Origin of the sequence: Enterobacter sp. MF024, assembly GCF_005843915.1 — a bacterium.
Taxonomy (GTDB): Bacteria; Pseudomonadota; Gammaproteobacteria; order Enterobacterales; family Enterobacteriaceae; genus Enterobacter; species Enterobacter barmai.
In genome coordinates this window covers 903,512-925,074 of record NZ_VCBB01000001.1, presented here as the reverse complement: position 1 = coordinate 925,074, position 21,563 = coordinate 903,512, and the positions used below count along the sequence as shown (strand labels likewise).

19 protein-coding genes are annotated in these 21,563 nt (G+C 61.2%); 15 read left to right on the top strand and 4 right to left on the bottom strand.

Features of this window, described 5'->3' with window-relative positions:
* The first annotated feature begins 10 nt into the window (after window positions 1-10).
* From FFB58_RS04520 to FFB58_RS04510, 3 genes are read left to right on the top strand one after another with little or no spacing between them, the layout of a single operon-like run.
* A complete protein-coding gene (locus FFB58_RS04520) occupies window positions 11-2,650 on the top strand; it encodes a YdbH family protein (protein WP_138369150.1) in 2,640 nt (879 codons plus the stop codon).
* On the top strand, window positions 2,647-2,838 hold the full coding sequence (locus tag FFB58_RS04515) for a YnbE family lipoprotein (RefSeq protein ID WP_039028506.1): 192 nt from the start codon (window positions 2,647-2,649) through the stop codon (window positions 2,836-2,838). Before FFB58_RS04520 ends, FFB58_RS04515 begins: the two co-directional genes overlap by 4 nt.
* A gap of 7 nt (window positions 2,839-2,845) precedes the next feature.
* Window positions 2,846-3,166: a YdbL family protein gene (locus tag FFB58_RS04510; protein ID WP_039028507.1), complete on the top strand. Its 321-nt coding sequence runs from the start codon at window positions 2,846-2,848 to the stop codon at window positions 3,164-3,166.
* Here the strand turns inward: FFB58_RS04510 and feaR are convergent, their stop codons facing one another.
* Complete coding sequence (gene feaR / locus FFB58_RS04505) at window positions 3,167-4,072, bottom strand: transcriptional regulator FeaR (RefSeq protein WP_138369149.1); 906 nt, start codon at window positions 4,070-4,072, stop codon at window positions 3,167-3,169.
* A gap of 235 nt (window positions 4,073-4,307) precedes the next feature.
* Between feaR and FFB58_RS04500 the strand changes: the two genes are divergently transcribed.
* Window positions 4,308-5,807 carry an aldehyde dehydrogenase family protein gene (locus tag FFB58_RS04500; RefSeq protein ID WP_138369148.1) on the top strand — a complete coding sequence of 500 codons (1,500 nt, stop codon included), beginning with the start codon at window positions 4,308-4,310 and terminating at the stop codon, window positions 5,805-5,807.
* A 166-nt stretch (window positions 5,808-5,973) separates the two neighbouring features.
* On the opposite strand, the gene FFB58_RS04495 is transcribed toward FFB58_RS04500, so the two are convergent.
* From FFB58_RS04495 to paaZ, 3 genes are all read right to left on the bottom strand, one after another.
* Window positions 5,974-7,023: a GGDEF domain-containing protein gene (locus FFB58_RS04495; RefSeq protein WP_138369147.1), complete on the bottom strand. Its 1,050-nt coding sequence runs from the start codon at window positions 7,021-7,023 to the stop codon at window positions 5,974-5,976.
* Window positions 7,024-7,191: 168 nt separating this feature from the next.
* Window positions 7,192-9,459 carry a primary-amine oxidase gene (gene tynA, locus FFB58_RS04490; RefSeq protein WP_138369146.1) on the bottom strand — a complete coding sequence of 756 codons (2,268 nt, stop codon included), beginning with the start codon at window positions 9,457-9,459 and terminating at the stop codon, window positions 7,192-7,194.
* 176 nt (window positions 9,460-9,635) lie between these two features.
* Window positions 9,636-11,681, bottom strand: a complete 2,046-nt coding sequence (paaZ, locus tag FFB58_RS04485) for a phenylacetic acid degradation bifunctional protein PaaZ (protein ID WP_138369145.1) — start codon at window positions 11,679-11,681, stop codon at window positions 9,636-9,638.
* 282 nt (window positions 11,682-11,963) lie between these two features.
* On the opposite strand from paaZ, the gene paaA reads away from it, so the two are divergent.
* From paaA to paaK, 11 genes are read left to right on the top strand one after another with little or no spacing between them, the layout of a single operon-like run.
* The gene (gene paaA, locus FFB58_RS04480) at window positions 11,964-12,893 is read left to right on the top strand and encodes a 1,2-phenylacetyl-CoA epoxidase subunit PaaA (RefSeq protein ID WP_039028513.1); all 930 of its coding nucleotides are present in this window, start codon (window positions 11,964-11,966) and stop codon (window positions 12,891-12,893) included.
* A gap of 11 nt (window positions 12,894-12,904) precedes the next feature.
* Window positions 12,905-13,192, top strand: a complete 288-nt coding sequence (gene paaB, locus FFB58_RS04475) for a 1,2-phenylacetyl-CoA epoxidase subunit PaaB (RefSeq protein ID WP_032611057.1) — start codon at window positions 12,905-12,907, stop codon at window positions 13,190-13,192.
* A 7-nt stretch (window positions 13,193-13,199) separates the two neighbouring features.
* Entirely contained in the window at window positions 13,200-13,946 is a 747-nt protein-coding gene (paaC, locus tag FFB58_RS04470; RefSeq protein ID WP_039028514.1) for a 1,2-phenylacetyl-CoA epoxidase subunit PaaC, read from the top strand.
* Between the two features lie 14 nt (window positions 13,947-13,960).
* Entirely contained in the window at window positions 13,961-14,458 is a 498-nt protein-coding gene (gene paaD, locus FFB58_RS04465; RefSeq protein WP_138369144.1) for a 1,2-phenylacetyl-CoA epoxidase subunit PaaD, read from the top strand.
* Between the two features lie 7 nt (window positions 14,459-14,465).
* The gene (paaE, locus tag FFB58_RS04460) at window positions 14,466-15,536 is read left to right on the top strand and encodes a 1,2-phenylacetyl-CoA epoxidase subunit PaaE (RefSeq protein ID WP_039028516.1); all 1,071 of its coding nucleotides are present in this window, start codon (window positions 14,466-14,468) and stop codon (window positions 15,534-15,536) included.
* Window positions 15,533-16,300 (top strand): 2,3-dehydroadipyl-CoA hydratase PaaF, encoded by a 768-nt coding sequence (gene paaF / locus FFB58_RS04455; RefSeq protein ID WP_138369143.1) that lies wholly within the window; start codon window positions 15,533-15,535, stop codon window positions 16,298-16,300. The genes paaE and paaF overlap by 4 nt, the downstream gene beginning before the upstream one ends.
* A gap of 2 nt (window positions 16,301-16,302) precedes the next feature.
* A complete protein-coding gene (gene paaG / locus FFB58_RS04450; RefSeq protein ID WP_138369142.1) occupies window positions 16,303-17,088 on the top strand; it encodes a 2-(1,2-epoxy-1,2-dihydrophenyl)acetyl-CoA isomerase PaaG in 786 nt (261 codons plus the stop codon).
* A 1-nt stretch (window position 17,089) separates the two neighbouring features.
* Window positions 17,090-18,511: a 3-hydroxyacyl-CoA dehydrogenase PaaH gene (gene paaH / locus FFB58_RS04445; RefSeq protein WP_138369141.1), complete on the top strand. Its 1,422-nt coding sequence runs from the start codon at window positions 17,090-17,092 to the stop codon at window positions 18,509-18,511.
* The gene (gene paaI, locus FFB58_RS04440) at window positions 18,501-18,923 is read left to right on the top strand and encodes a hydroxyphenylacetyl-CoA thioesterase PaaI (RefSeq protein WP_039028520.1); all 423 of its coding nucleotides are present in this window, start codon (window positions 18,501-18,503) and stop codon (window positions 18,921-18,923) included. Before paaH ends, paaI begins: the two co-directional genes overlap by 11 nt.
* On the top strand, window positions 18,923-20,128 hold the full coding sequence (pcaF, locus tag FFB58_RS04435) for a 3-oxoadipyl-CoA thiolase (protein ID WP_138369140.1): 1,206 nt from the start codon (window positions 18,923-18,925) through the stop codon (window positions 20,126-20,128). The genes paaI and pcaF overlap by 1 nt, the downstream gene beginning before the upstream one ends.
* A 52-nt stretch (window positions 20,129-20,180) precedes the next feature.
* A complete protein-coding gene (gene paaK, locus FFB58_RS04430; protein ID WP_138369139.1) occupies window positions 20,181-21,497 on the top strand; it encodes a phenylacetate--CoA ligase PaaK in 1,317 nt (438 codons plus the stop codon).
* Window positions 21,498-21,563: the final 66 nt, after the last annotated feature.

Below are 21,563 nucleotides of genomic sequence, written 5' to 3'. Positions count from 1 at the left end.
TTAACTGCCCATGAGGGGTACATACAAAGCCGCGATCGCGCTACTGCTGCTCATCATTCTTTTGCCGTTAACGCTGCTGCTGACCCTTGCGCAGTGGGTGCCAACGCTCGCCGGGATCTGGCTGCCCGCCGGGACCCGCATCGCCTTTGAGAAAAGCCCGCGCTTAACCCGCAACGCGCTGGTGATCGCCGATCTGCGCTATCTGGTGGATGACTGCGAAATTGCCCGCGTCGAAGATGCCACCCTCAGCCACCCCAGCCGCTGGAAAATCAACATCGGCGCGCTGGATCTCAACAGCGCCTGCCTGAGTAAAATCCCCGCCAGCGAGCCTTCGCCCGCCGCACCGAGGACTCTGGCCGAATGGCAATCCCTACTGCCCAACACCTGGCTGACCATCGACCGTCTGACGCTCTCCCCCTGGCAGGCGTGGGAGGGGAAACTCACCGCCTCGCTGACGCCGTCGCTGCAGGAAATTGTCTACCACGGCGATAAGTTTAGCCTGCGGGGAAAACTACGCGGGCGTTCCCTGACCGTCACCGACGTCACGCTTCATCTTCCCGATAATCCCCAGCCGGTAAAACTGGTGGGGGAATTTACCCTGCCGCTGGTGCCGGATGGCCTGCCGGTGCAGGGGCATACGGTGGCGACCTTCTCGGTGCCGCAGATCCCAACGCTTGTGGATGGCGAACTGACGTGGCAGGACAATCAGGGCCAGCTGGTGATGATTGCCCGGGAGAGCGGCGAGCCGCTGCTGGATCTTCCCTGGCAGATCACCCCGGAACAGCTCACCATCAGCGACGGGCGCTGGCGCTGGGATCAGGCCGGAATTCCGCTGAGCGGACGGCTGGGGCTTAAGATCGATAACTGGCAGCAGGGGACGGAAAAGGCTGTTATCAGCGGGCGGATGAACGTGCTGACCCAGGGCGACGCCGGGAAGGGCAATGCGGTGCTGACCTTTGGCCCTGGCAAGCTGAGCATGGATAACAGCGCAATGCCGATGCAGCTTACGGGCATTGCCAAACAGAACGACCTGACGCTCTACGCGAAGCTGCCCGCCACGCTGACCGGCAGTCTTGCCGATCCCCGGCTGGCGTTTGCGCCGGGGGCGCTGCTGCGCTCGCGGGGGCGGATTATCGACTCCCTGAATATCGACGAGGTTCGCTGGCCGCTGGCTGGCGTGGCGCTCACCCGTAAAGGCATCGACGGGCGTCTGCAGGCCATTTTGCGCGCCCATGAGCAGGAGATGGGGGATTTCACCCTGCATCTCGACGGTCGGGCCAGTGATTTCCTGCCGGACAACGGCCTGTGGCAATGGCGCTACTGGGGCGAGGGCAACTTCACCCCGATGCAGGCCCGCTGGGACGTGGCAGGCAGGGGCGAGTGGCGCGACAGCGTGATTGAGCTCAGCGAGCTTTCCACCGGTTTCGACCAGCTAAAGTACGGCACAATGCATGCCAGCGCGCCACGCATGGTGCTGGATAGCCCGATTCGCTGGCAGCGCGATCCTGCTAAGCCGCACTTCAGCGGCGCGTTGTCCTTTGATGCCGGAGAAACCACCTTTACCGGCGGCAGCGTATTACCGCCTTCGACGATCAAATTCAGCGTCGACGGCAGCGATCCGACGTTTTTCAACTACAAAGGCGCCCTCAATGCCCGGGCCATCGGCCCGGTACAGCTGAACGGGCGCTGGGACGGGGAGCGCCTGCGCGGTCAGGCGTGGTGGCCGAAGCAGTCCTTAACCGTCTTCCAGCCGCTGATCCCACCGGACTGGAAGATGACCCTCAAGGACGGCGAGCTCTATGCCCAGGTGGCTTATTCTGCGGCGGCGGATCAGGGCTTTGAGGCCGGTGGTCACGGGGTGCTGAAAAGCGGCAGCGTCTGGATGCCGGACAACAAAATCAACGGCGTCGATTTTGTCCTGCCGTTCCGCTTCGGCCAGGGCACCTGGTCCTTGGGTACCCACGGCCCGGTGACGCTGCGCATTGGCGAAGTGATAAACCAGGTCACCGCCCGCAATATCACTGCGGATCTGCAGGGCGATTACCCCTGGAGCGACCCGAACCCGCTGCTGCTGAGCAACGTCAGCGTCGATCTGCTGGGCGGCAAAGTTGCCCTTCAGCAGCTGCGCATGCCCCAGCACGATGCGGCGCTTCTGCGTGTGCAGAACATCTCCTCCAGCGAACTGATTAGCGCGATTAATCCCAAACAGTTTGCCCTCTCCGGGCCGTTCAGCGGGGCGCTGCCCTTATGGCTGGACAACGACCGGTGGATCATCAAAGATGGCTGGCTGACCAACGCTGGCCCCATGACCCTGCGTCTCGATAAAGACACCGCCGATGCGCTGGTCAAAGAGAACGGGGCGGCGGGGGGCGCGATTAACTGGCTTCGCTATATGGAAATTTCGCAGTCGTGGACGAAACTCAATTTAGATAACCTGGGTGAATTAACCCTCGCCTCGACCCTGCGTGGCGCCAGCCGCGTCGAGGGCCAGACGCAGGCCGTTAATCTCAACTACACCCATCAGGAGAACGTGTTTACCCTCTGGCGCAGCCTGCGTTTTGGCGACAAGCTGCAGACGTGGCTGGAGGAGCACGCAGCACTACCGGATAACCGCTGTCCGACAGGCAAGGAATGTAAGGAACAACCATGAAAAAGCTGGCCGGTGGCTTCACCGCGATTGTGATTTTGACGCTCACAGGCTGCACGCCGAGGATCGAAGTGGCGGCGTCGAAGGAGCCGATCACCATCAACATGAACGTCAAAATTGAACATGAAATCCACATCAAAGTGGATAAAGACGTGGAATCGCTGCTGAAATCGCGCAGCGATCTGTTCTGAGGCCGCCATGAGAAAACGCATTGCGCTGATTGTGCTAACCCTGTTGCTCAGCGCGCCCGCGCTGGCGCTGACCCTCAATGAGGCCCGCACCGAGGGGCGCGTCGGGGAGACGCTGAGCGGGTATATCGCCCCGCGCAGTCACGACAGAGAAACCCTGGCGCTGGTTGAGCAGATCAACAAGGCGCGCACCGACAGCTATCAGAAACTGGCGGACAGCAATAACATTCCGGTGGATGAAGTGGCGAAAATGGCCGGGACAAAACTGGTCCAACGCGCCCGCCCCGGCGAGTACGTGCAGGGGATCAACGGCAAGTGGATGCAGAAGTGATCAGCGGTGGCGTTTGCGGTATTCGCCCGGCGAAATCCCAAAGCGCTGCTTAAACGCCGTTGAGAAGTGGCTATGGTCGGTAAAGCCCCAGCTGTAGCCAATTCCCGCCAGTTTTTCGTCGTCGCGGGCACCGCGCAGCATCTGCGCGCACAGATCCAGACGGCGATTCTTAATGTACTGCGCCACCACCAGCCCTTTCTCGGCAAACATTCGGTAGAGGCTGCGTACCGACATCCCGCATTCCGCCGCAATCCACTCCGGTCGCAGGTGTTCAGCCTGAATATGGTCGTCGATCAGGGTCAGGACCTGAGTAAACTGACGCTCCTTGCGCGGCTGCACGGTTTCACGCTGCTGCAATACCGGGCGCAGCAGGCAGACCATCGCCTCCAGCGCGGCTTCGCTTTCGGTCTCGCTCAGTGCCGGGTTGTTCATGCTGTCCTGCAGCAGACGGTAGCTGAGCTGTACGGTAGGCAGGCTGCGGGAGAGTTTCTGCGCGCAGCTCACCTCCTGAAAACGGAAGTGCTGCTCCAGGATCTGGCGCGGCAGCAGGAGTGAGATCTGACGGGATTTCTCCGGCCAGTAGATCGAGCAGGGGCGGGAGGCGTCAATCAGGGTGATATCCCCTGCGTTCAGCACAATCTGCCGGTCGTCCTGCTCCAGCCCGGCTTCACCTTCCAGCTGAAACACGGTGTAGAACCAGGCATCGTTGCTGGTTTTTATCTCCTGGCGGGTACGAAACAGATTCACGCCGCCAGCGGTGACGGTGCTGAGCTTCAGGTTGCCGGTCCAGGTCGACTCCAGCTCGCCGTAAAACTCGCCGCTCATCGGCCGGGCCGCAAAACTGCCGCAAACCTGGTTTATCTGCGCCAGCCACTGCTGATAATTGTCCGTTTCGTTTGCACGCATGTGTTACCCGCTACGTCGTGAATGTTTAAACATTGTTGCATTTATGTTTCTAATTGCCCGTGACAGGGGGCGAAATCCTGTAAAAAAACCGGCGGCGGCGGAGAGCGAAACGGCAGTATTGTCGCGTTTTGCGGAGCCTGTCACAGCCGACAAAGCGAATGTCACACAGATAAAAGCGCATTGCCGAAACCCATCTTAGACTGCGATGACACCCTGCGAATAATAAGGAATCGCTATGTCTGATACACAGGTCGCAGTACTGCACAGCGTGCAGCAATTTCTGGATCGCCAGCACGGTCTCTGGATTGAGGGACAACCGTCCGCCTCCGACAGCGAAAAGCGTCTGGATATCTATAACCCGGCAACCGGGCAGGTGATTGCCTCCACGGCCGATGCCAGCGCGCAGGATGTCGACCGGGCGGTGATGTCCGGCTGGCGCGCCTTCGTGGCCCGCAGCTGGTGCGGCAAACTGCCCGCTGAGCGTGAACGTATTCTGCTGCGCTTCGCCGATCTGGTGGAGCAGCACACCGAGGAGCTGGCCCAGCTTGAAACCCTCGAGCAGGGCAAATCCATTAACATCTCCCGCGCATTTGAAGTGGGCTGCACCCTGAACTGGATGCGCTACACCGCCGGGCTGACCACGAAAATTTCCGGTAAGACGCTGGATCTCTCCATTCCGATGCCGCAGGGTGCCCGCTACCAGGCCTGGACCCGCAAAGAGCCGATTGGCGTGGTGGCCGGGATCGTGCCGTGGAACTTCCCGCTGTTGATCGGCATGTGGAAGGTGATGCCCGCCCTGGCGGCAGGCTGCTCTATCGTGATCAAACCGTCCGAAACCACGCCGCTGACCCTGTTGCGCGTGGCGGAACTGGCCAGCGAAGCCGGGATCCCGGACGGCGTCTTTAACGTGGTCACCGGCAGCGGTGCGGTGTGTGGCGCGGCGCTGACTAACCATCCGCATATCGCCAAAGTGAGCTTTACCGGCTCGACCGCCACCGGGAAACAAATTGCGCGCTCCGCCGCCGACCGCCTGATGGGCGTAACCCTGGAACTGGGCGGTAAAAACCCGGCCATCGTGCTGAAAGATGCCGATCCGTCATGGGTGATCGAAGGGCTGATGACCGGCAGCTTCCTCAACCAGGGCCAGGTGTGCGCCGCCAGCTCGCGTATTTACATCGAAGCGCCGCTGTTTGATACCGTGGTGAGCGGTTTTGAGCAGGCGGTGAAATCCCTGAGCGTCGGGCCGGGGATGTCCCAGGAGGCGCACATTAACCCGCTGGTTTCCCGCGCCCACTGTGACAAGGTGCAGACCTTCCTCGACGAGGCGCAGTCGCGTCAGGCGGAGCTGATTACCGGTAATCGTGGTCCCAACGACCAGGGTTACTATGTCTCGCCAACGCTGGTGGTGAACCCGGATGCCAGCCTGCGCCTGACCCGCGAAGAGGTGTTTGGCCCGGTGGTGAACCTGGTGCGCGTCGCCGACGGCGAAGAGGCATTACGCCTGGCGAACGATACCGAATACGGTCTGACCGCCAGCGTCTGGACGCAAAACATCAGCAAAGCGCTGGAGTACACCGACCGCCTGCAGGCGGGTACCGTTTGGGTGAACAGCCATACCCTGATCGACGCCAACCTGCCGTTCGGCGGCATGAAGCAGTCCGGCACCGGGCGTGATTTCGGCCCGGACTGGCTGGATGGCTGGTGTGAAACCAAATCGGTGTGCGTGCGGTACTAACGCCCGGCGGCGCTGCGCTTGCACGGGCCTACGACCTTGTGTTCACCCGTAGGTCGGGTAAGGCGCAGCCGCCACCCGACAAAAAACCGCACAGTGCCGTCTGTAGGTCGGGTAAGGCGCAGCCGCCACCCGACACCAAACCGCACCGAACCAAAAATCCGCACCCTTAGCAGGACCAGCGGTTTCGTCCTGCATTTTTCGCCCGGTACAGCGCGGCGTCGGCCTGGGCAATCACCTCGCTGGCCGTTTGACCAACGGTCATCGAAGCGATCCCCATGCTAACCGTGACGCTGTCGCTGACCGTTGAGGCGGCATGCGGAATTGCCGCGGCGCGCAGACTCTCCTGAATGCGCGCTGCCACCCGTTCCGCAACTTTTTCCGTCGCATCAAACAGGATCAGCAGAAACTCCTCGCCACCGTAGCGCGACACCACATCGTCCGGGCTACGCACCACTTTTTTAAGCGCCTGCGCCACCGCCGCCAGACATTCATCCCCGCCCTGATGCCCGTAAAAATCGTTGTAGCGCTTGAACTGATCCACATCGAGCATGATCAGCGCAAAACCTTTGTCCTGTTCGACGGCGTTTTCCAGCACCGCCTCCATCGCCCGGCGGTTGGCGGTGCCGGTGAGTGGGTCCTGATGCGCCAGAGCGTCCAGGCGGGCAATCAGCGCCTGATTCTGCTGATGGCGCAGCCAGGCCTCGTCAAACCAGCGCAGTAAAATAAACCGTCCGTAGACCAGGATCCCCGTAAAGATAAGCCACACCACCAGAAAGCGCAGACTGACGCCCTGGTTCAGCATCACGCTGGCAACGGGCATCGCGATCCACAGCGGCAGTGCATAGCAGACAAGTCCGACGGGATAAAAATAGAGCGCGGCCAGAGAGGTCATCAGGAGAGTGGTGCAGAGCGGCCAGGCGAACGGCAATTGCAGATGGGCGATAAACCAGACGCTACAGAAGGACCAGATGAGCCCCGCCAGCAGCAACAGCAGACTCAGCCCCCGCTTTTTGCGCCAGACCAGCAGCAGGGAGAGGCTAAACAGGACGATTACCGTCAGCATTAGCAGATCTATCGTCGCGGCACGGGCCGTGCCGACCTCGTAAAGACGGTCGATGTCGCTGAATAGCCAGTTTCGCAACAGAACCAGCAGGGCAAAGGTGATGTTAACCAGCGCCAGCCAGGGAATGCTGATGATTAGCCCGCGCGTGACCATGTCCCTGCGTGAAAAAGGTTCTGTCCGAAGGCTTGAAGATTTTCGACGTAACAATGCTTAACCCAAAAAAAAGCAAAAGATAATACTCACTATAAGCACGATAAGCCGATCGGCAAGTCATTAACGGGCAAAAAAAAACCGGGCATTCGCCCGGCCTTTTACACTGACTCACTGCGCCTCTTTCTTCTTACCTAACGACGGTGTCTCGTCGAAGAAGTTCCAGGGTTTGAGCAGGGTATGCACCCATTCGGTTGGCATGATCGGCCACTCTTCCGCTCGCGCCACGTGGGTGGTGCCGGTGGTCATCCACACCACGTCATCCTGGTTATTCAGCGACTCGTTATCCTTGCTGAACTGCCCCAGCCCCTGATCTTTGGTGGAGCGGTTCGGGAATTTCCCTTCCGGGTACATCTCGTTCGGATGGTAGCGGGTCACCCACAGCTGTTTATCCATAAAGCTCAGGCGGTGATAGATCCACTCGTCCGGGGCGAATTTCGCGCCGGTGGCTACCGGGTGTGTGCCGCCCGCGTACGGGATGATCTGGTAAGAGACCGGGTTGCCCATGCGGTTCTCTTTGCTGGTGTTGCTCAGCAGACGAATGGTGCCCGGGTCAAATTTCTGCGCCGCCTGCTGCTCGCTGTCGATGTTGTACTGGTTGATCTGCATGGTACTGGTACGCGGGCCGCCAGCGGTGTTCGGCTTCACTTCCGGATCCATCGCCACCAGGGTGTTGTTGGTGCCATCCACGTCCAGATCCAGACGGAAGTTGTAGATGTGCTGGTGGGTAGTGCCGACGATGTTGTGGTCGATCAGCGTCCCGTACCTGGTATCGTCTTTGGCGCTCGGATCGTGCATGGTTTTCGCCATCACGCCTTTCACCGCTTCGATACCGGTCGCCCCGGCATCGATGCCGATGGTGCCGTTTTCGTGGAAGATCCAGTCGAAGATGTAGTCGTAGTTCCCCACGGTGCTGATCCAGCGCACCACCAGTTCACGACGCTCGGTGCTGACGTTCGGCTGGTTCATCTCCTGGTGCTTATACTCCGGCCCGGCGTAGCGTTCGAAAATCGCCATCGCACGCGGGATCTCCATCGGCGCACCGGTGTAGTCGGGGATGGTCTGATTTAGCAGCACGGCGTTGGACGGCACATCTTTGCCGCGCACCAGCGGAGAGGTCAGGGTGCCCATGCCGTAGTCGCCGGAATCCAGATACGCCTTGAAGTACCAGCCCACGTCCGGGTCACCGTAAGGAACGATCATCCCGCCCAGCGACCCCTCGTACATCACCTGGCGTTTTTTGCCGTTATCGTTAAAGGTGACGGTGGAGATAATTGGCCCGACGCGAGAATCCAGGCTCAGGTGGAAGTCCCAGTTCTGCCAGTGGATCATATTGCCGGTAATGGTGTAGTTCTTGCCCTCGGGCTCCACGATCTCCAGCGGTTTATGCTCTACCGGCTCGCGGTCGCGGCCATCATAAGGACGGGACTGCATCGGCACCGGCACAATTGCGCCTTCTTCAATTTTGACGATCTTCTTCTCAACCAGGTCGACCACCGCCACCAGGTTTTCAATCGGATGCGCCCAGTAGTTGCCGTCGCCGGTATCCAGGTAGCTCACCACTTTCAGCAGCCTGTCTTCCTGCTTCAGGCCATCTTTACCGTCAAAAAAGCCGACGGTCAGCGGGGTGGCCATCACCTTTTTCGGGTCGTTGATGCCGCGTTTTTTCAGGGCGTCGGCATACTCCTGGCTGGAGGTCACGATGTTCTGCACCGCCATAAAGTCATCCAGCAGCACCATGCCGTGGGCGTCCTTGATCGGCTCCCAGTGCAGGATTTTCTTATCCTTCAGATCCACCAGGGCTTCGATAATGAATTTACCGTCCAGCATGGTGATATTGGCCTGACGCGGCGCATCCACCGCCGTGCCGTTCAGCACGAAATCCCACACTTTGGCTTTTTCGGGCTCGGCGAGGGCGATCTGGGTAAAGCGGGTGTTCGGTTTAAAGTCCGGCGAGGCTTTCACAATCTCGACGGCCTGTTTGATCTCATCCGCGGAGAGGGCATTCAGCGGGTGCGGGGTCTTTTCAACCTGGAAGGTCTGATCAAGACCGGACTGGAACACATCGTTGACAAAGGTATCGGAGATCCAGGCCTTGTTTTCTTTCATCACCACCGGCACCTGCAGGGTGAGCGGCTTGCCGTTGACGATGGCGGTCGTTGCGCCCGGCTTCACTTTGATGAAGGCCCCGTCTTTGCTGATGGTGTACATCTGGGCATAGTCATCCCACTGCACATCCGCGCCAAAGTCGGTCAGGGTTTTATCCATCTCGACCATGTGTGCTTCACCACCGTGAGCCAGCACCTGACCGGAAAAGAGACAAGCAACGGCCAACGCCAGCACCGTTTTACGTGGAGAAAAAATTGAGGAGCTTCCCATGATTAACCTCTGTTGTATGTGTTGTTATCCACTCGGGACCGCTGTTCTGCGCGCGGTTTAGTCATTGCCAACATAGCAATATCGCTGTGCGTAGTGTTTGCCTGCATTTGCCAGATGTTTTGTCAGATGTGCCAGAAGCCGGGTAACGTGCGCGACGTTACCCGGAGGGAGGGGGATCAGGCGTCGAAATCCCCGTGCTGACGTGAGACGAGAGTCAGAATGGAGTAGAGCGCCACCGGCTGCTGGTGCTGGTTGAAGATCTCAACCGCCCATTCCACCACGCCGGTCGGTTTCTCTTCCGCCGAGCGCTGTTTCTTCAGCGTCTTGCGCTTGCAGGTCAGACGCACCTGGATGGTATCGCCCGGCTTCACCGGCTCGATAAAGCGCAGGTTCTCCATGCCGTAGTTGGCGATCACCGGCCCGACGCCCGCGTCGACGAACAGCCCCGCCGCGGCGGAGATCAGGAAGTAACCGTGCACCACGCGCTCGCCGAAGATCGACTCCGCCGCGCCAATCTTGTCCATGTGGGCGTAGAAATGATCCCCGCTCAGGCAGGCAAAGTTAACGATATCGGTCTCGGTCAGGGTGCGGCGCGGGGTCAGCAGGCTGTCGCCCGGCTGTAGCTCCTCGAAGTATTTGCGAAACGGATGGACGCGATCTTCCTGCACCTGGGCCCCGCGCACCCACTGCTGGCTGATGGCGGCCAGCATGCTCGGGCTGCCCTGAATGGCGGTGCGCTGCAGGTAGTGTTTCACCGCCCGCAGGCCGCCCAGCTCTTCGCCGCCACCCGCGCGGCCCGGACCGCCGTGCACCAGCTGCGGCAGCGGCGAGCCGTGGCCGGTGGACTCTTTGGCCGACTCTTCGTTGAGGATCTGGATACGACCGTGGGCGCGGGCGGCCCCGGCGATAAACTGTCGCGCCAGACGCAGATCGGCGGTGACCAGCGTCCCGGCAAGGCTGCCTTCACCGGCGCGGGCCAGGGCCATGGCGTGTTCGCGGGACTGATACGGCATCAGGGTCGCGACCGGGCCGAAGGCTTCGGTGGCGTGAACCGCCGGGGTTTCGTCCGGCTGCGGGCAGAACAGCAGCGTCGGCGGGAAGAAGGCCCCGGCAGCACTCAGGTCGGCTTTACCGCCCAGACGAATCTGGCAGCCTGCGCTTACCAGCGCATCCACTTTCTCCTGCACGTCGGCACGCTGATCGGCGTTGACCAGGGCACCCATTTTGATCCCTTCCTGCGCCGGATCGCCAACCGCCACTTTCTCGAGACGGGCGATCAGCGCCTGGCTGACGGCCTCCACCTGCGCCTGCGGCACGATGATGCGGCGGATAGCGGTACATTTCTGCCCGGCTTTGGCGGTCATCTCCCGCACCACTTCGCGGATAAACAGCGCAAACTCCGGCTGTTCCGGGGTGACGTCATCCCCCAGCACGCAGCAGTTCAGGGAGTCGGCTTCCATGGTGAACGGAATGGATTTCGCAACGATGTTCGGGTGCACGCGCAGCGACTGGCCGGTAACGGCAGAGCCGGTAAAGGTCACCACGTCCTGGTGGTCGAGCTGGTCCAGCAGATCCCCCGCACCGCCGCAGATCAGGCTAATGGCCCCGTCCGGCACCAGGCCGCTGTCGACAATGGCTTTTACCATCGCCTGAGTTACCTGGGCGGTGGCGGTGGCCGGCTTGATTATCGCCGGCATTCCGGCCAGCCAGGTCGGAGCCAGTTTTTCCAGCATACCCCAGCAGGGGAAGTTAAAAGCGTTGATGTGCACCGCAACGCCCGATTTGGAGGTCAGGACGTGGCGCGCGGCAAATCCGCCCTCTTTTGAGAGCGGGATCAGCTCATCTTCCGGCCACAGGGTATCGTCCGGCAATTCGCGGCTACCGAGGCTCGCGAAGGTGAACAGCGTGCCGATCCCGCCTTCGATATCCACCCAGCTGTCGGCGCGGGTCGCCCCGGTTTGTGCCGACAGGGCATAGAACGTCTCTTTCTGGCTCAACAGATGTTTAGCCACCGCTTTCAGCATTGCGGCGCGCTCAATGAAGGTCATGGCGTGAAGCGCTTCGCCGCCTTTCTCAATGGCGTAGCGACGCGCGGCGGCCATGTCCAGCCCTTCGCTGGTAACGGACCAGAGGGATTCACCGCTGATGGCGTGTTGAATGGTGCGCTCACGGCCCCGGCCAGACTGCCAGGTGCCGGATAAGAAGCTGGCTAACTGCTGCATCTTTCTCTCCAGATGGTTCGTGATTTCACTATAGATAGTTCGTTTGTGAATCATAAAAAGCAAGTTTCTTGTTAATGATTTATTAACATTGTGATCTCGCTATATCTTCTTCAGTGGCGCAGGCCGCGCTATGCCTGGGCTTCAGAAATGTCTTGCGAGCCTCATCACAAAACAGACAAAGGGATCTTGGGTTTATCATTAACCTTTGTGTAACTTTTATTAAACAACGTGATTCATCATTGAACACGAATTACCAGTTAAACGAATCAAAAGGGTGATGACGTGACGGAAGAACAACGCTTTGAGCAGCGCATCGCGCAAGAGACGGCCATCGAGCCCCAGGACTGGATGCCTGACGCGTACCGTAAGACGCTGATCCGCCAGATCGGCCAGCATGCACACTCCGAAATTGTCGGCATGCTGCCGGAAGGTAACTGGATCACCCGCGCCCCGACGCTGCGCCGCAAGGCCATACTGCTGGCGAAAGTGCAGGACGAAGCCGGGCACGGCCTCTACCTCTACAGCGCGGCGGAAACGCTGGGCTGCGCGCGGGAAGACATCTACCAGAAGATGCTCGACGGCAAGATGAAGTACTCCTCCATCTTTAACTACCCGACCCTGAGCTGGGCGGATATCGGCGTGATCGGCTGGCTGGTGGATGGCGCGGCCATCGTTAACCAGGTGGCGCTGTGCCGTACCTCCTACGGCCCCTATGCCCGGGCGATGGTGAAAATCTGTAAAGAAGAGAGCTTCCACCAGCGTCAGGGCTTTGAAGCCTGCATGGCGCTGGCCCAGGGCAGCGAAGCCCAGCGCCAGATGCTGCAGGACGCTATCAACCGCTTCTGGTGGCCTGCCCTGATGATGTTTGGCCCGAACGACGACAACTCGCCGAACAGCGCCCGCAGCCTGGCCTGGAAGATCAAACGTTTTGGCAACGACGAGCTGCGTCAGCGCTTTGTCGACAACACCGTGCCGCAGGTGGAAATGCTGGGCATGACCGTCCCGGACCCGGATCTGCACTTTGACGCCGAAAGCGGTCACTACCGTTTTGGTGAGATCGACTGGCAGGAGTTCGACGACGTTATCAACGGTCGCGGGGTCTGTAATCACGAACGCCTGGCCGCCAAGAATAAAGCCTGGGAAGAGGGGACGTGGGTGCGCGAAGCCGCACTGGCGCACGCAGAAAAACAACACGCCCGCAAAGTCGCGTAAGGGGAATCAAGATGAGCAAAACATACTGGCCGTTGTACGAAGTTTTTGTCCGCAGCAAACAGGGTTTATCCCACCGTCACGTGGGCAGCCTGCATGCCGCCGATGACCGCATGGCGCTGGAAAACGCCCGCGATGCCTACACCCGCCGCAGCGAAGGCTGCTCCATCTGGGTGGTGAAGGCGAGCGAAATCGTCGCCTCGCAGCCGGAAGAGCGCGGTGAGTTCTTCGATCCGGCGGAAAGCAAGGTCTACCGCCATCCGACGTTCTACACCATCCCTGATGGCATTGAGCACATGTGAGGCAGGGATGAAAACGTTAACGCAATATGTTCTGCGCCTGGGTGATAACGGGCTGGTGCTTTCTCAGCGTCTGGGCGCCTGGTGTGGCCATGCCCCGGAGCTGGAGATCGACCTCGCGCTGGCCAATATCGGCCTCGACCTGCTGGGCCAGGCGCGCAACTTTTTAACCTACGCCGCCGAACTGGAAGGGGCGGGGGACGAAGATACGCTGGCATTCCAGCGCGACGAACGCCAGTTCAGCAACCTGCTGCTGGTGGAACAGCCGAACGGCAACTTCGCCGACACCATCGCCCGGCAGTACTTTATCGACGCCTGGCACGTGGCGCTGTTTACCCGTCTGACCCAGAGCCGCGACGCGCAGCTTGCCGCCATCGCCGCCAAATCCATCAAAGAAGCCCGCTACCACCTGCGCTTCAGCCGCGGCTGGCTGGAGCGTCTGGGCAACGGCACCGAGGTGTCGGGGCAAAAAATGCAGCAGGCGGTGAACGACCTGTGGCGCTTTACCGCCGAACTGTTCGAGGCCGACGAGATTGATCTGGCTCTGGCCGCCGACGGGATTGCCGTCGACCCGCGCAGCCTGCGCGACGAGTGGGAAGCGGAAGTGTTTGCCGGGTTGAACGAAGCGACGCTGAGCGTACCGTCCGAGTCCGCTTACCGTACCGGCGGTCGAAAAGGGCTGCACACCGAACATCTGGGACCGATGCTGGCAGAGATGCAATATCTGCAGCGCGTGTACCCCGGCCAGCAGTGGTAAAGCAGGAGAACACTATGCAGCATGCCGTCGAACTCGCACCCGCCGCCGTCCCGCAGATCTGGTCTCTGTTAAGCCAGATCCCGGACCCGGAGATCCCGGTGCTGACCATTACCGATCTGGGCATGGTGCGCAGCGTTACCCCGCAGGGTGAAGGTTGGGCCATCGGCTTTACGCCGACCTATTCCGGCTGTCCGGCCACCGACCATCTGATGGGGGCGATCCGCGACACGCTGACCGCCCACGGCTATGCCCCGGTGCAGATTACCATTCAGCTCGACCCGGCGTGGACTACAGACTGGATGACCCCGGACGCCCGGGAGCGCCTGCGTCAGTACGGCATCAGCCCCCCGGCCGGACACAGCTGCCACGCGCATCTGCCCGCCGAGGTGACCTGTCCGCGCTGCGCCAGCATCCGCACCACGCTTATCAGTGAATTTGGTTCCACGGCCTGCAAAGCGCTGTATCGCTGCGACAGCTGCCGTGAACCCTTCGACTATTTCAAATGTATCTGAGGTCGCCATGACAACGTTTCATTCCTTAACGGTGGCAAAAGTGGAACCCGAAACCCGCGATGCGGTGACCATCACCTTCGCGGTTCCCCAGGCTTTACAGGAGGCGTATCGCTTCCGTCCGGGCCAGCATCTGACGCTGAAAGCCCATCTTGCGGGCGAAGAGCTGCGCCGCTGCTACTCCATCTGCCGCAGCGCCCGTACCGGCGAAATCAGCGTGGCGGTGAAAGCCATCGACGGCGGCCGCTTCTCGCGCTATGCCCGGGATGAGATCAAACAGGGAATGGCGCTGGAGGTGATGGTGCCCCAGGGGCATTTTGGCTATCAGCCGCTGGCTGAACGTGAAGGCTGCTATCTGGCGATTGCCGCGGGCTCCGGCATCACCCCGATGCTGGCGATCATTGCCACCACCCTGACCACCGAACCGAACAGCCACTTCACGCTGATCTACGGTAACCGCAGCAGCCAGAGCATGATGTTCCGCCAGGCGCTGGCCGACCTGAAGGACAGCTATCCGACCCGCCTGCAGGTGGTCAACATCTTCAGCCAGGAGACGCTGGACAGCGAGCTGCTGCACGGGCGCATCGACGGTGAAAAACTGCAGGCGCTGGGAAAACACTTAATCGACTTCAGCCAGTTTGACGAAGCCTTTATCTGCGGCCCGGCGGCGATGATGGACGAAGCCGAACAGACGCTGAAAGCGCTGGGCATGCCGGAAAAATCGCTGCACCTCGAGCGCTTCAATACGCCGGGCTCGACCGTCAAGCGTACCCATACGGTGCAGACAGAAGGGCAGAAAGTGACGGTGCGCCAGGACGGACGCGACCGCGAGATTACCCTCACCGCCGACGACGAGAGCATTCTCGACGCCGCCCTGCGTCAGGGTGCCGATCTGCCTTACGCCTGTAAGGGCGGGGTCTGCGCCACCTGCAAGTGCAAAGTGGTGCGCGGCAAGGTGGATATGGTCACCAACTACAGCCTCGAGCCGGATGAACTGGCAGCGGGCTACGTCCTGAGCTGTCAGGCTCTGCCGCTGACCAGCGACGTGGTGGTGGACTTTGACGCGAAGGGGATGGCATGAGCGACCTGATTGTTGCCCGTCAAGGACGGGTGCTGCACCTGACCCTCAATCGCCCGGCGGCCCGCAACGCGCTGAACAATGCCTTGCTGGGCGAACTGGCGACCACCCTCGAAGCCGCCGCGACGGACAGCGAAATCTCGGTGTGCGTGATTGCCGGGAACGAACGCTTCTTCGCCGCCGGGGCCGATCTGAACGAGATGGCGGAAAAAGATCTGCCCGCCACCCTCAACGACATTCGCCCCCAGCTGTGGGCGCGGATAAACACCTTCAACAAGCCGCTGATCGCCGCCGTGAACGGCTATGCCCTGGGCGCTGGCTGCGAGCTGGCGCTGCTGTGCGATGTGGTCATCGCCGGGGAGAACGCCCGTTTCGGTCTGCCGGAAATTACCTTAGGCATCATGCCTGGCGCAGGCGGCACCCAGCGCCTGATCCGCAGCGTGGGTAAATCCCTTGCCAGCAAAATGGTCCTGACCGGGGAGAGCATCACCGCCCGTCAGGCGCTGGCGGCAGGACTGGTGAGCGATATTTACCCTGAATCCCTGACCCTTGAATATGCCCTGCAGCAGGCGGCGCTGATGGCGCGCCACTCCCCGCTGGCATTGCAGGCGGCGAAGCAGGCGCTGCGCCAGTCCCAGGAAGTGGCCTTACAGGCCGGGCTGGCCCAGGAGCGTCAGCTGTTTACCCTGCTGGCGGCCACCGAGGATCGCCGGGAAGGGATCGACGCCTTTTTGCAAAAACGCACCCCCGAATTTAAAGGACGCTAACCATGGATTTCATTCTGAGTCACGTTGAGCAGGGCGTAATGACCATCACCCTGAACCGCCCGGAGCGTCTCAACAGCTTCAATGAGGAGATGCACCAGCAGCTGGCGGCGTGCCTGAAGCAGGCGGAGCGCGACGATACCGTGCGCTGCCTGCTGGTCACCGGTGCCGGTCGCGGTTTTTGCGCCGGGCAGGATCTGAACGACCGTAACGTCGACCCGAACAGTCCGGCCCCGGACCTCGGGATGTCGGTGGAGAAGTTTTACAACCCGCTGGTGCGCCGTCTGGCAAAACTGCCCAAGCCGGTGATCTGCGCGGTGAACGGTGTGGCCGCCGGTGCCGGAGCAACTCTGGCGCTGGGCTGCGACATCGTCATTGCCGCCCGCTCGGTGAACTTTGTGATGGCCTTCAGCAAGCTCGGTCTGGTGCCGGATTCTGGCGGCACCTGGCTGCTGCCGCGCCTGACGGGCCGCGCCCGGGCGATGGGCCTGGCGCTGCTGGGCGAGAAAATCAGCGCCGAGCAGGCGCACGCCTGGGGGATGATCTGGCAGGTAGTGGACGACGCCGAACTGACCGACACCGCCCGCCAGCTGGCCGTGCATCTGGCCGCGCAGCCGACTTTTGGCTTAGGTCTGATCAAGCAGGCGATCAACGCTGCGGAAACCAACACCCTGGATGCGCAGCTGGATCTGGAGCGCGACTATCAGCGCCTGGCCGGGCGCAGCGCCGACTACCGCGAAGGGGTCAGCGCCTTCCTCAACAAACGCGCACCGCAGTTTACGGGGAAATAAGATGACGATTCATACCGTAGCGGTCATTGGCAGCGGCATTATGGGTGCAGGCATTGCTGAAGTGGCGGCCAGCCACGGGCATCCGGTTCTGGTGTATGACATCAACGCCGACGCCATCTCCCGCGCCATCGACGGCATCCGCAGCCGTCTCGAATCCCGCGTGGCGCGCGGCAAGCTGGGCGCACACGACGCCGAACAGACGCTCCAGCGCCTGGTGCCGGTCACCGACATTCACTCGCTGGCGGCGGCGGACCTGGTGATTGAAGCCGCCTCTGAACAGATGGCGGTCAAAAAAGCGCTGTTCGCGCAGCTGGCAGAGATCTGTCCGGCTAAAACGCTGCTGACCAGCAACACCTCATCCATCTCCATTACCGCCATTGCCGCCGACCTGCACCACCCGGAGCGCGTGGCGGGGCTGCACTTCTTTAACCCGGCACCGGTGATGAAGCTGGTGGAAGTGGTGAGCGGGCTGGCGACCTCTGAAGAGGTGGTGACCCAACTGAGCGAACTGGCAACGCGCTGGGGCAAGCAGCCAGTGCGCTGCTACTCCACGCCGGGCTTTATCGTTAACCGCGTGGCGCGTCCGTACTACGCCGAAGCCTGGCGCGCGCTGGAAGAGCAGGTTGCCGCCCCGGAAGTTATCGACGCCGCGCTGCGCGAAGGCGCGGGCTTCCCGATGGGGCCGCTGGAGCTGACCGACATGATCGGCCAGGACGTCAACTTCGCCGTCACCTGTTCGGTTTTCAACGCCTTCTGGCAGGAGCGCCGCTTCCTGCCGTCGCTGGTGCAGCAGGAGCTGGTGCTGGCCGGGCGTTTCGGTAAGAAGAGCGGGCAGGGCGTCTACAACTGGCGCAACGAAAAGCCTCAGGTGAACTGGTTTGAGCATGTCGCTGGTAGTGACAGTGTCACGCAACAGCAAAAGAGAAGTGACGGTGTCACCGATATCGGCGGCGTACTGTTGATTGAAACTCAGGGTGAGACCGCCCAGGCGCTGGCGAACCGCTACGCCCAGCCGGTGGTGGTGTTCGACAGGCAGGAAGCCGACGTGACGGTGATTGCTGCCGCCGCCAGCAACCCGACCGCCGCCACCCTTAAAGCGGTGCGCTATTTCCAGCAGCAGGGCAAGCGCGTGCTGCAGGTGGCGGATTATCCGGGCCTGATTATCTGGCGCACGGTAGCGATGATCGTCAACGAAGCCCTCGACGCCCTGCAAAAAGGGGTCGCCAGCGAACAGGATATCGATACCGCCATGCGCCTCGGGGTGAACTATCCGCGCGGTCCGCTGGCCTGGGGAGAACAGCTTGGCTGGCAGCGTCTGCTGATCCTTCTGGAAAACCTGCAACGCCACTACGGCGAAGAGCGTTACCGTCCTTCATCCCTGCTGCGCCAGCGCGCGCTTCTGGAGAGTAGCTATGAGTCATAACGCCTGGCGCAACGCCCGCGCCATGTATGAAAACGATGCCTGCGCCCAGGCCTATGGCATCGACATTATCGAGATGGATGACGGCGTCGCGGTGCTGACCATGACCGTCACGCCGCAGATGCTCAACGGCCATAAAACCTGCCACGGCGGCCAGCTCTTTACCCTCGCCGATACCGCCTTCGCCTACGCCTGCAACAGCCAGGGACTGGCGGCGGTGGCCTCGGGATGCACCATTGATTTTGTCCGCCCGGCGTTTGCCAGTGACAGGCTCACCGCGAAAGCGCAGGTGCGTCATCAGGGCCAGCTGACCGGCGTGTACGACATTGAAATCGTTAACCAACAACAAAAAACCGTTGCCCTGTTCCGTGGGAAATCCCACCGCATCGGCGGCACGATCACAGGAGAAGCATAATGCGTGACGCCTTTATTTGTGACGGGATCCGTACCCCCATCGGCCGCTATGCCGGTGCGTTGTCTGGGGTTCGCGCGGACGATCTCGGCGCTATTCCGCTGCGTGAGCTGCTGGCGCGTAACCCGGGTCTGGATGCGGAGCGCATCGACGATGTGATCTTTGGCTGCGCCAACCAGGCGGGGGAAGACAACCGTAACGTGGCGCGCATGTCCCTGCTGCTGGCCGGGCTGCCGCAGACCGTCTCCGGCACCACCCTGAACCGCCTGTGCGGCTCTGGTCTCGATGCAATTGGCTTCGCGGCCCGCGCCATTCGCGCCGGTGATGGCGACCTGATGATTGCCGGGGGCGTGGAGTCGATGTCCCGCGCGCCGTTTGTGATGGGCAAAGCCACCAGCGCCTTCCAGCGCCAGAATGAAATTTTTGATACCACCATCGGCTGGCGTTTTGTGAACCCGCTCATGGCGCAGCAATTTGGTTCTGACAGCATGCCGGAAACGGCAGAGAATGTAGCGGAATTGTTAAGAATTTCCCGCGAAGACCAGGACGCCTTCGCGTTCCGCAGCCAGCAGCGTACCGCTCAGGCCCAGGCCAACGGCATTCTGGCCCAGGAGATTGTGCCGGTGATGATTAAGGGCAAGAAAGGGGCAGTCACCGAAGTGGTGCATGACGAACATCTCCGCCCGGACACCACCCTGGAGATGCTGGCCGGTCTGAAAGCCCCGTTCCGCGCGGGCGGCGTGGTCACCGCCGGTAACGCGTCCGGCGTGAACGACGGCGCCGCGGCCCTGATTATCGCCAGCGAAGAGATGGCGGCGGCGCAGGGCTTAACCCCGCGTACCCGCATCGTGGCGATGGCCACCGCCGGCGTTGAGCCGCGTTTGATGGGGCTGGGTCCGGTGCCTGCCACCCGCCGCGTGCTGGAGCGCGCCGGGCTGAGCATCAACGATATGGACGTTATCGAACTGAATGAAGCCTTTGCTTCCCAGGCGCTGGGCGTCCTGCGCGAGCTGGGGCTGGCGGACGATGCGCCGCACGTTAACCCTAACGGTGGCGCGATTGCCTTAGGCCATCCCCTGGGGATGAGCGGAGCCCGTCTGGCGCTGGCCGCCAGCAACGAGTTGCACCGTCGTAAAGGGCGCTATGCGCTGTGTACGATGTGCATTGGTGTCGGTCAGGGCATTGCCATGATCCTTGAGCGTGTCTGAACAATTATAAAAATGTGAGTACCCTACTATGACAACGACAACTGCAACGACAATGACATCATCAACAGCGCTTGATGCCATCGAAACCGCCTCCCTTGATGAGCTGCAGGCTCTGCAAACCGAGCGCATGAAGTGGACCTTAAAACACGCGTATGAAAACGTCCCGATGTACAAACGCAAGTTTGATGCGGCGGGCGTTCACCCTGACGATTTCAAAGAGTTAGCGGATATCCGCAAGTTCCCGTGCACCACCAAGCAGGATCTGCGCGACAACTATCCGTTTGATACCTTCGCGGTGCCGATGGAGCAGGTGGTGCGTATCCACGCCTCCTCCGGTACTACCGGTAAACCGACCGTGGTCGGCTACACGCAAAACGACATTGATAACTGGGCCAACATTGTGGCCCGCTCCCTACGCGCCGCGGGCGGCAGCGCAAAGGACAAAATTCACGTTGCCTACGGCTACGGCCTGTTCACCGGCGGTCTGGGTGCGCACTACGGTGCCGAGCGCCTGGGGGCAACGGTGATCCCGATGTCCGGCGGCCAGACCGAGAAGCAGGCCCAGCTGATCCGCGATTTTCAGCCGGACATGATCATGGTGACGCCATCCTACTGCCTTAACCTGATTGAAGAACTTGAGCGCCAGATGGGCGGCGATGCCAGCAAATGCTCCCTGCGCGTCGGCGTTTTTGGGGCCGAACCCTGGACTCTGGCGATGCGCCGCGAAATCGAAAAACGCCTCGGCATTACCGCCCTGGACATTTACGGCCTGTCGGAAGTGATGGGCCCGGGCGTGGCGATGGAGTGTATCGAAACCGCCGACGGTCCGACCATCTGGGAGGATCACTTCTACCCGGAGATCGTCAACCCGAACGACGGCACGCCGCTGGCGGACGGTGAGCAGGGCGAACTGCTGTTCACCACCCTGACTAAAGAGGCGCTGCCGGTGATCCGCTACCGCACCCGCGACCTGACCCGTCTGCTGCCGGGCACCGCCCGCACCATGCGCCGCATGGATCGCATCAGCGGTCGCAGCGACGACATGCTGATTATTCGCGGCGTGAACGTCTTCCCGTCCCAGCTGGAAGAGGAGATCGTCAAGTTTGAACACCTGTCGCCGCACTACCAGCTTGAGGTGAACCGTCGCGGTCATCTTGATTCGCTTTCCGTGAAAGTGGAGCTGAAAGAGAGCAGCCTGACGCTGACCCACGAGCAGCGCTGCAAAGTCTGCCACCAGCTGCGCCACCGCATTAAATCGATGGTGGGGATCTCCACCGACGTGACCATTGTGAACTGCGGCAGCATCCCGCGTTCCGAGGGCAAAGCCTGCCGCGTCTTCGACCTGCGCAAGGCTGCCGCCAACGGCTGATCCTGACCTGCTGGCCCTCTCCGTATTGGGGAGGGCCAGGCTTGCGGGGCTATGCTATGATTCATC

Excerpts from the sequence above, each read along its gene's own strand:
- FFB58_RS04495 (WP_138369147.1), bottom strand. The coding sequence starts at position 7,023 with ATGGTCACGCGCGGGCTAATCATCAGCATTCCCTGGCTGGCGCTGGTT.
- paaK (WP_138369139.1), top strand. The coding sequence starts at position 20,181 with ATGACATCATCAACAGCGCTTGATGCCATCGAAACCGCCTCCCTTGAT.
- tynA (WP_138369146.1), bottom strand. The coding sequence starts at position 9,459 with ATGGGAAGCTCCTCAATTTTTTCTCCACGTAAAACGGTGCTGGCGTTG.
- paaD (WP_138369144.1), top strand. The coding sequence starts at position 13,961 with ATGCAGCATGCCGTCGAACTCGCACCCGCCGCCGTCCCGCAGATCTGG.
- feaR (WP_138369149.1), bottom strand. The coding sequence starts at position 4,072 with ATGCGTGCAAACGAAACGGACAATTATCAGCAGTGGCTGGCGCAGATA.
- paaC (WP_039028514.1), top strand. The coding sequence starts at position 13,200 with ATGAAAACGTTAACGCAATATGTTCTGCGCCTGGGTGATAACGGGCTG.
- paaF (WP_138369143.1), top strand. The coding sequence starts at position 15,533 with ATGAGCGACCTGATTGTTGCCCGTCAAGGACGGGTGCTGCACCTGACC.
- paaZ (WP_138369145.1), bottom strand. The coding sequence starts at position 11,681 with ATGCAGCAGTTAGCCAGCTTCTTATCCGGCACCTGGCAGTCTGGCCGG.
- FFB58_RS04515 (WP_039028506.1), top strand. The coding sequence starts at position 2,647 with ATGAAAAAGCTGGCCGGTGGCTTCACCGCGATTGTGATTTTGACGCTC.
- FFB58_RS04500 (WP_138369148.1), top strand. The coding sequence starts at position 4,308 with ATGTCTGATACACAGGTCGCAGTACTGCACAGCGTGCAGCAATTTCTG.
- paaE (WP_039028516.1), top strand. The coding sequence starts at position 14,466 with ATGACAACGTTTCATTCCTTAACGGTGGCAAAAGTGGAACCCGAAACC.
- paaB (WP_032611057.1), top strand. The coding sequence starts at position 12,905 with ATGAGCAAAACATACTGGCCGTTGTACGAAGTTTTTGTCCGCAGCAAA.
- FFB58_RS04520 (WP_138369150.1), top strand. The coding sequence starts at position 11 with ATGAGGGGTACATACAAAGCCGCGATCGCGCTACTGCTGCTCATCATT.
- paaI (WP_039028520.1), top strand. The coding sequence starts at position 18,501 with ATGAGTCATAACGCCTGGCGCAACGCCCGCGCCATGTATGAAAACGAT.
- FFB58_RS04510 (WP_039028507.1), top strand. The coding sequence starts at position 2,846 with ATGAGAAAACGCATTGCGCTGATTGTGCTAACCCTGTTGCTCAGCGCG.
- paaH (WP_138369141.1), top strand. The coding sequence starts at position 17,090 with ATGACGATTCATACCGTAGCGGTCATTGGCAGCGGCATTATGGGTGCA.
- paaG (WP_138369142.1), top strand. The coding sequence starts at position 16,303 with ATGGATTTCATTCTGAGTCACGTTGAGCAGGGCGTAATGACCATCACC.
- pcaF (WP_138369140.1), top strand. The coding sequence starts at position 18,923 with ATGCGTGACGCCTTTATTTGTGACGGGATCCGTACCCCCATCGGCCGC.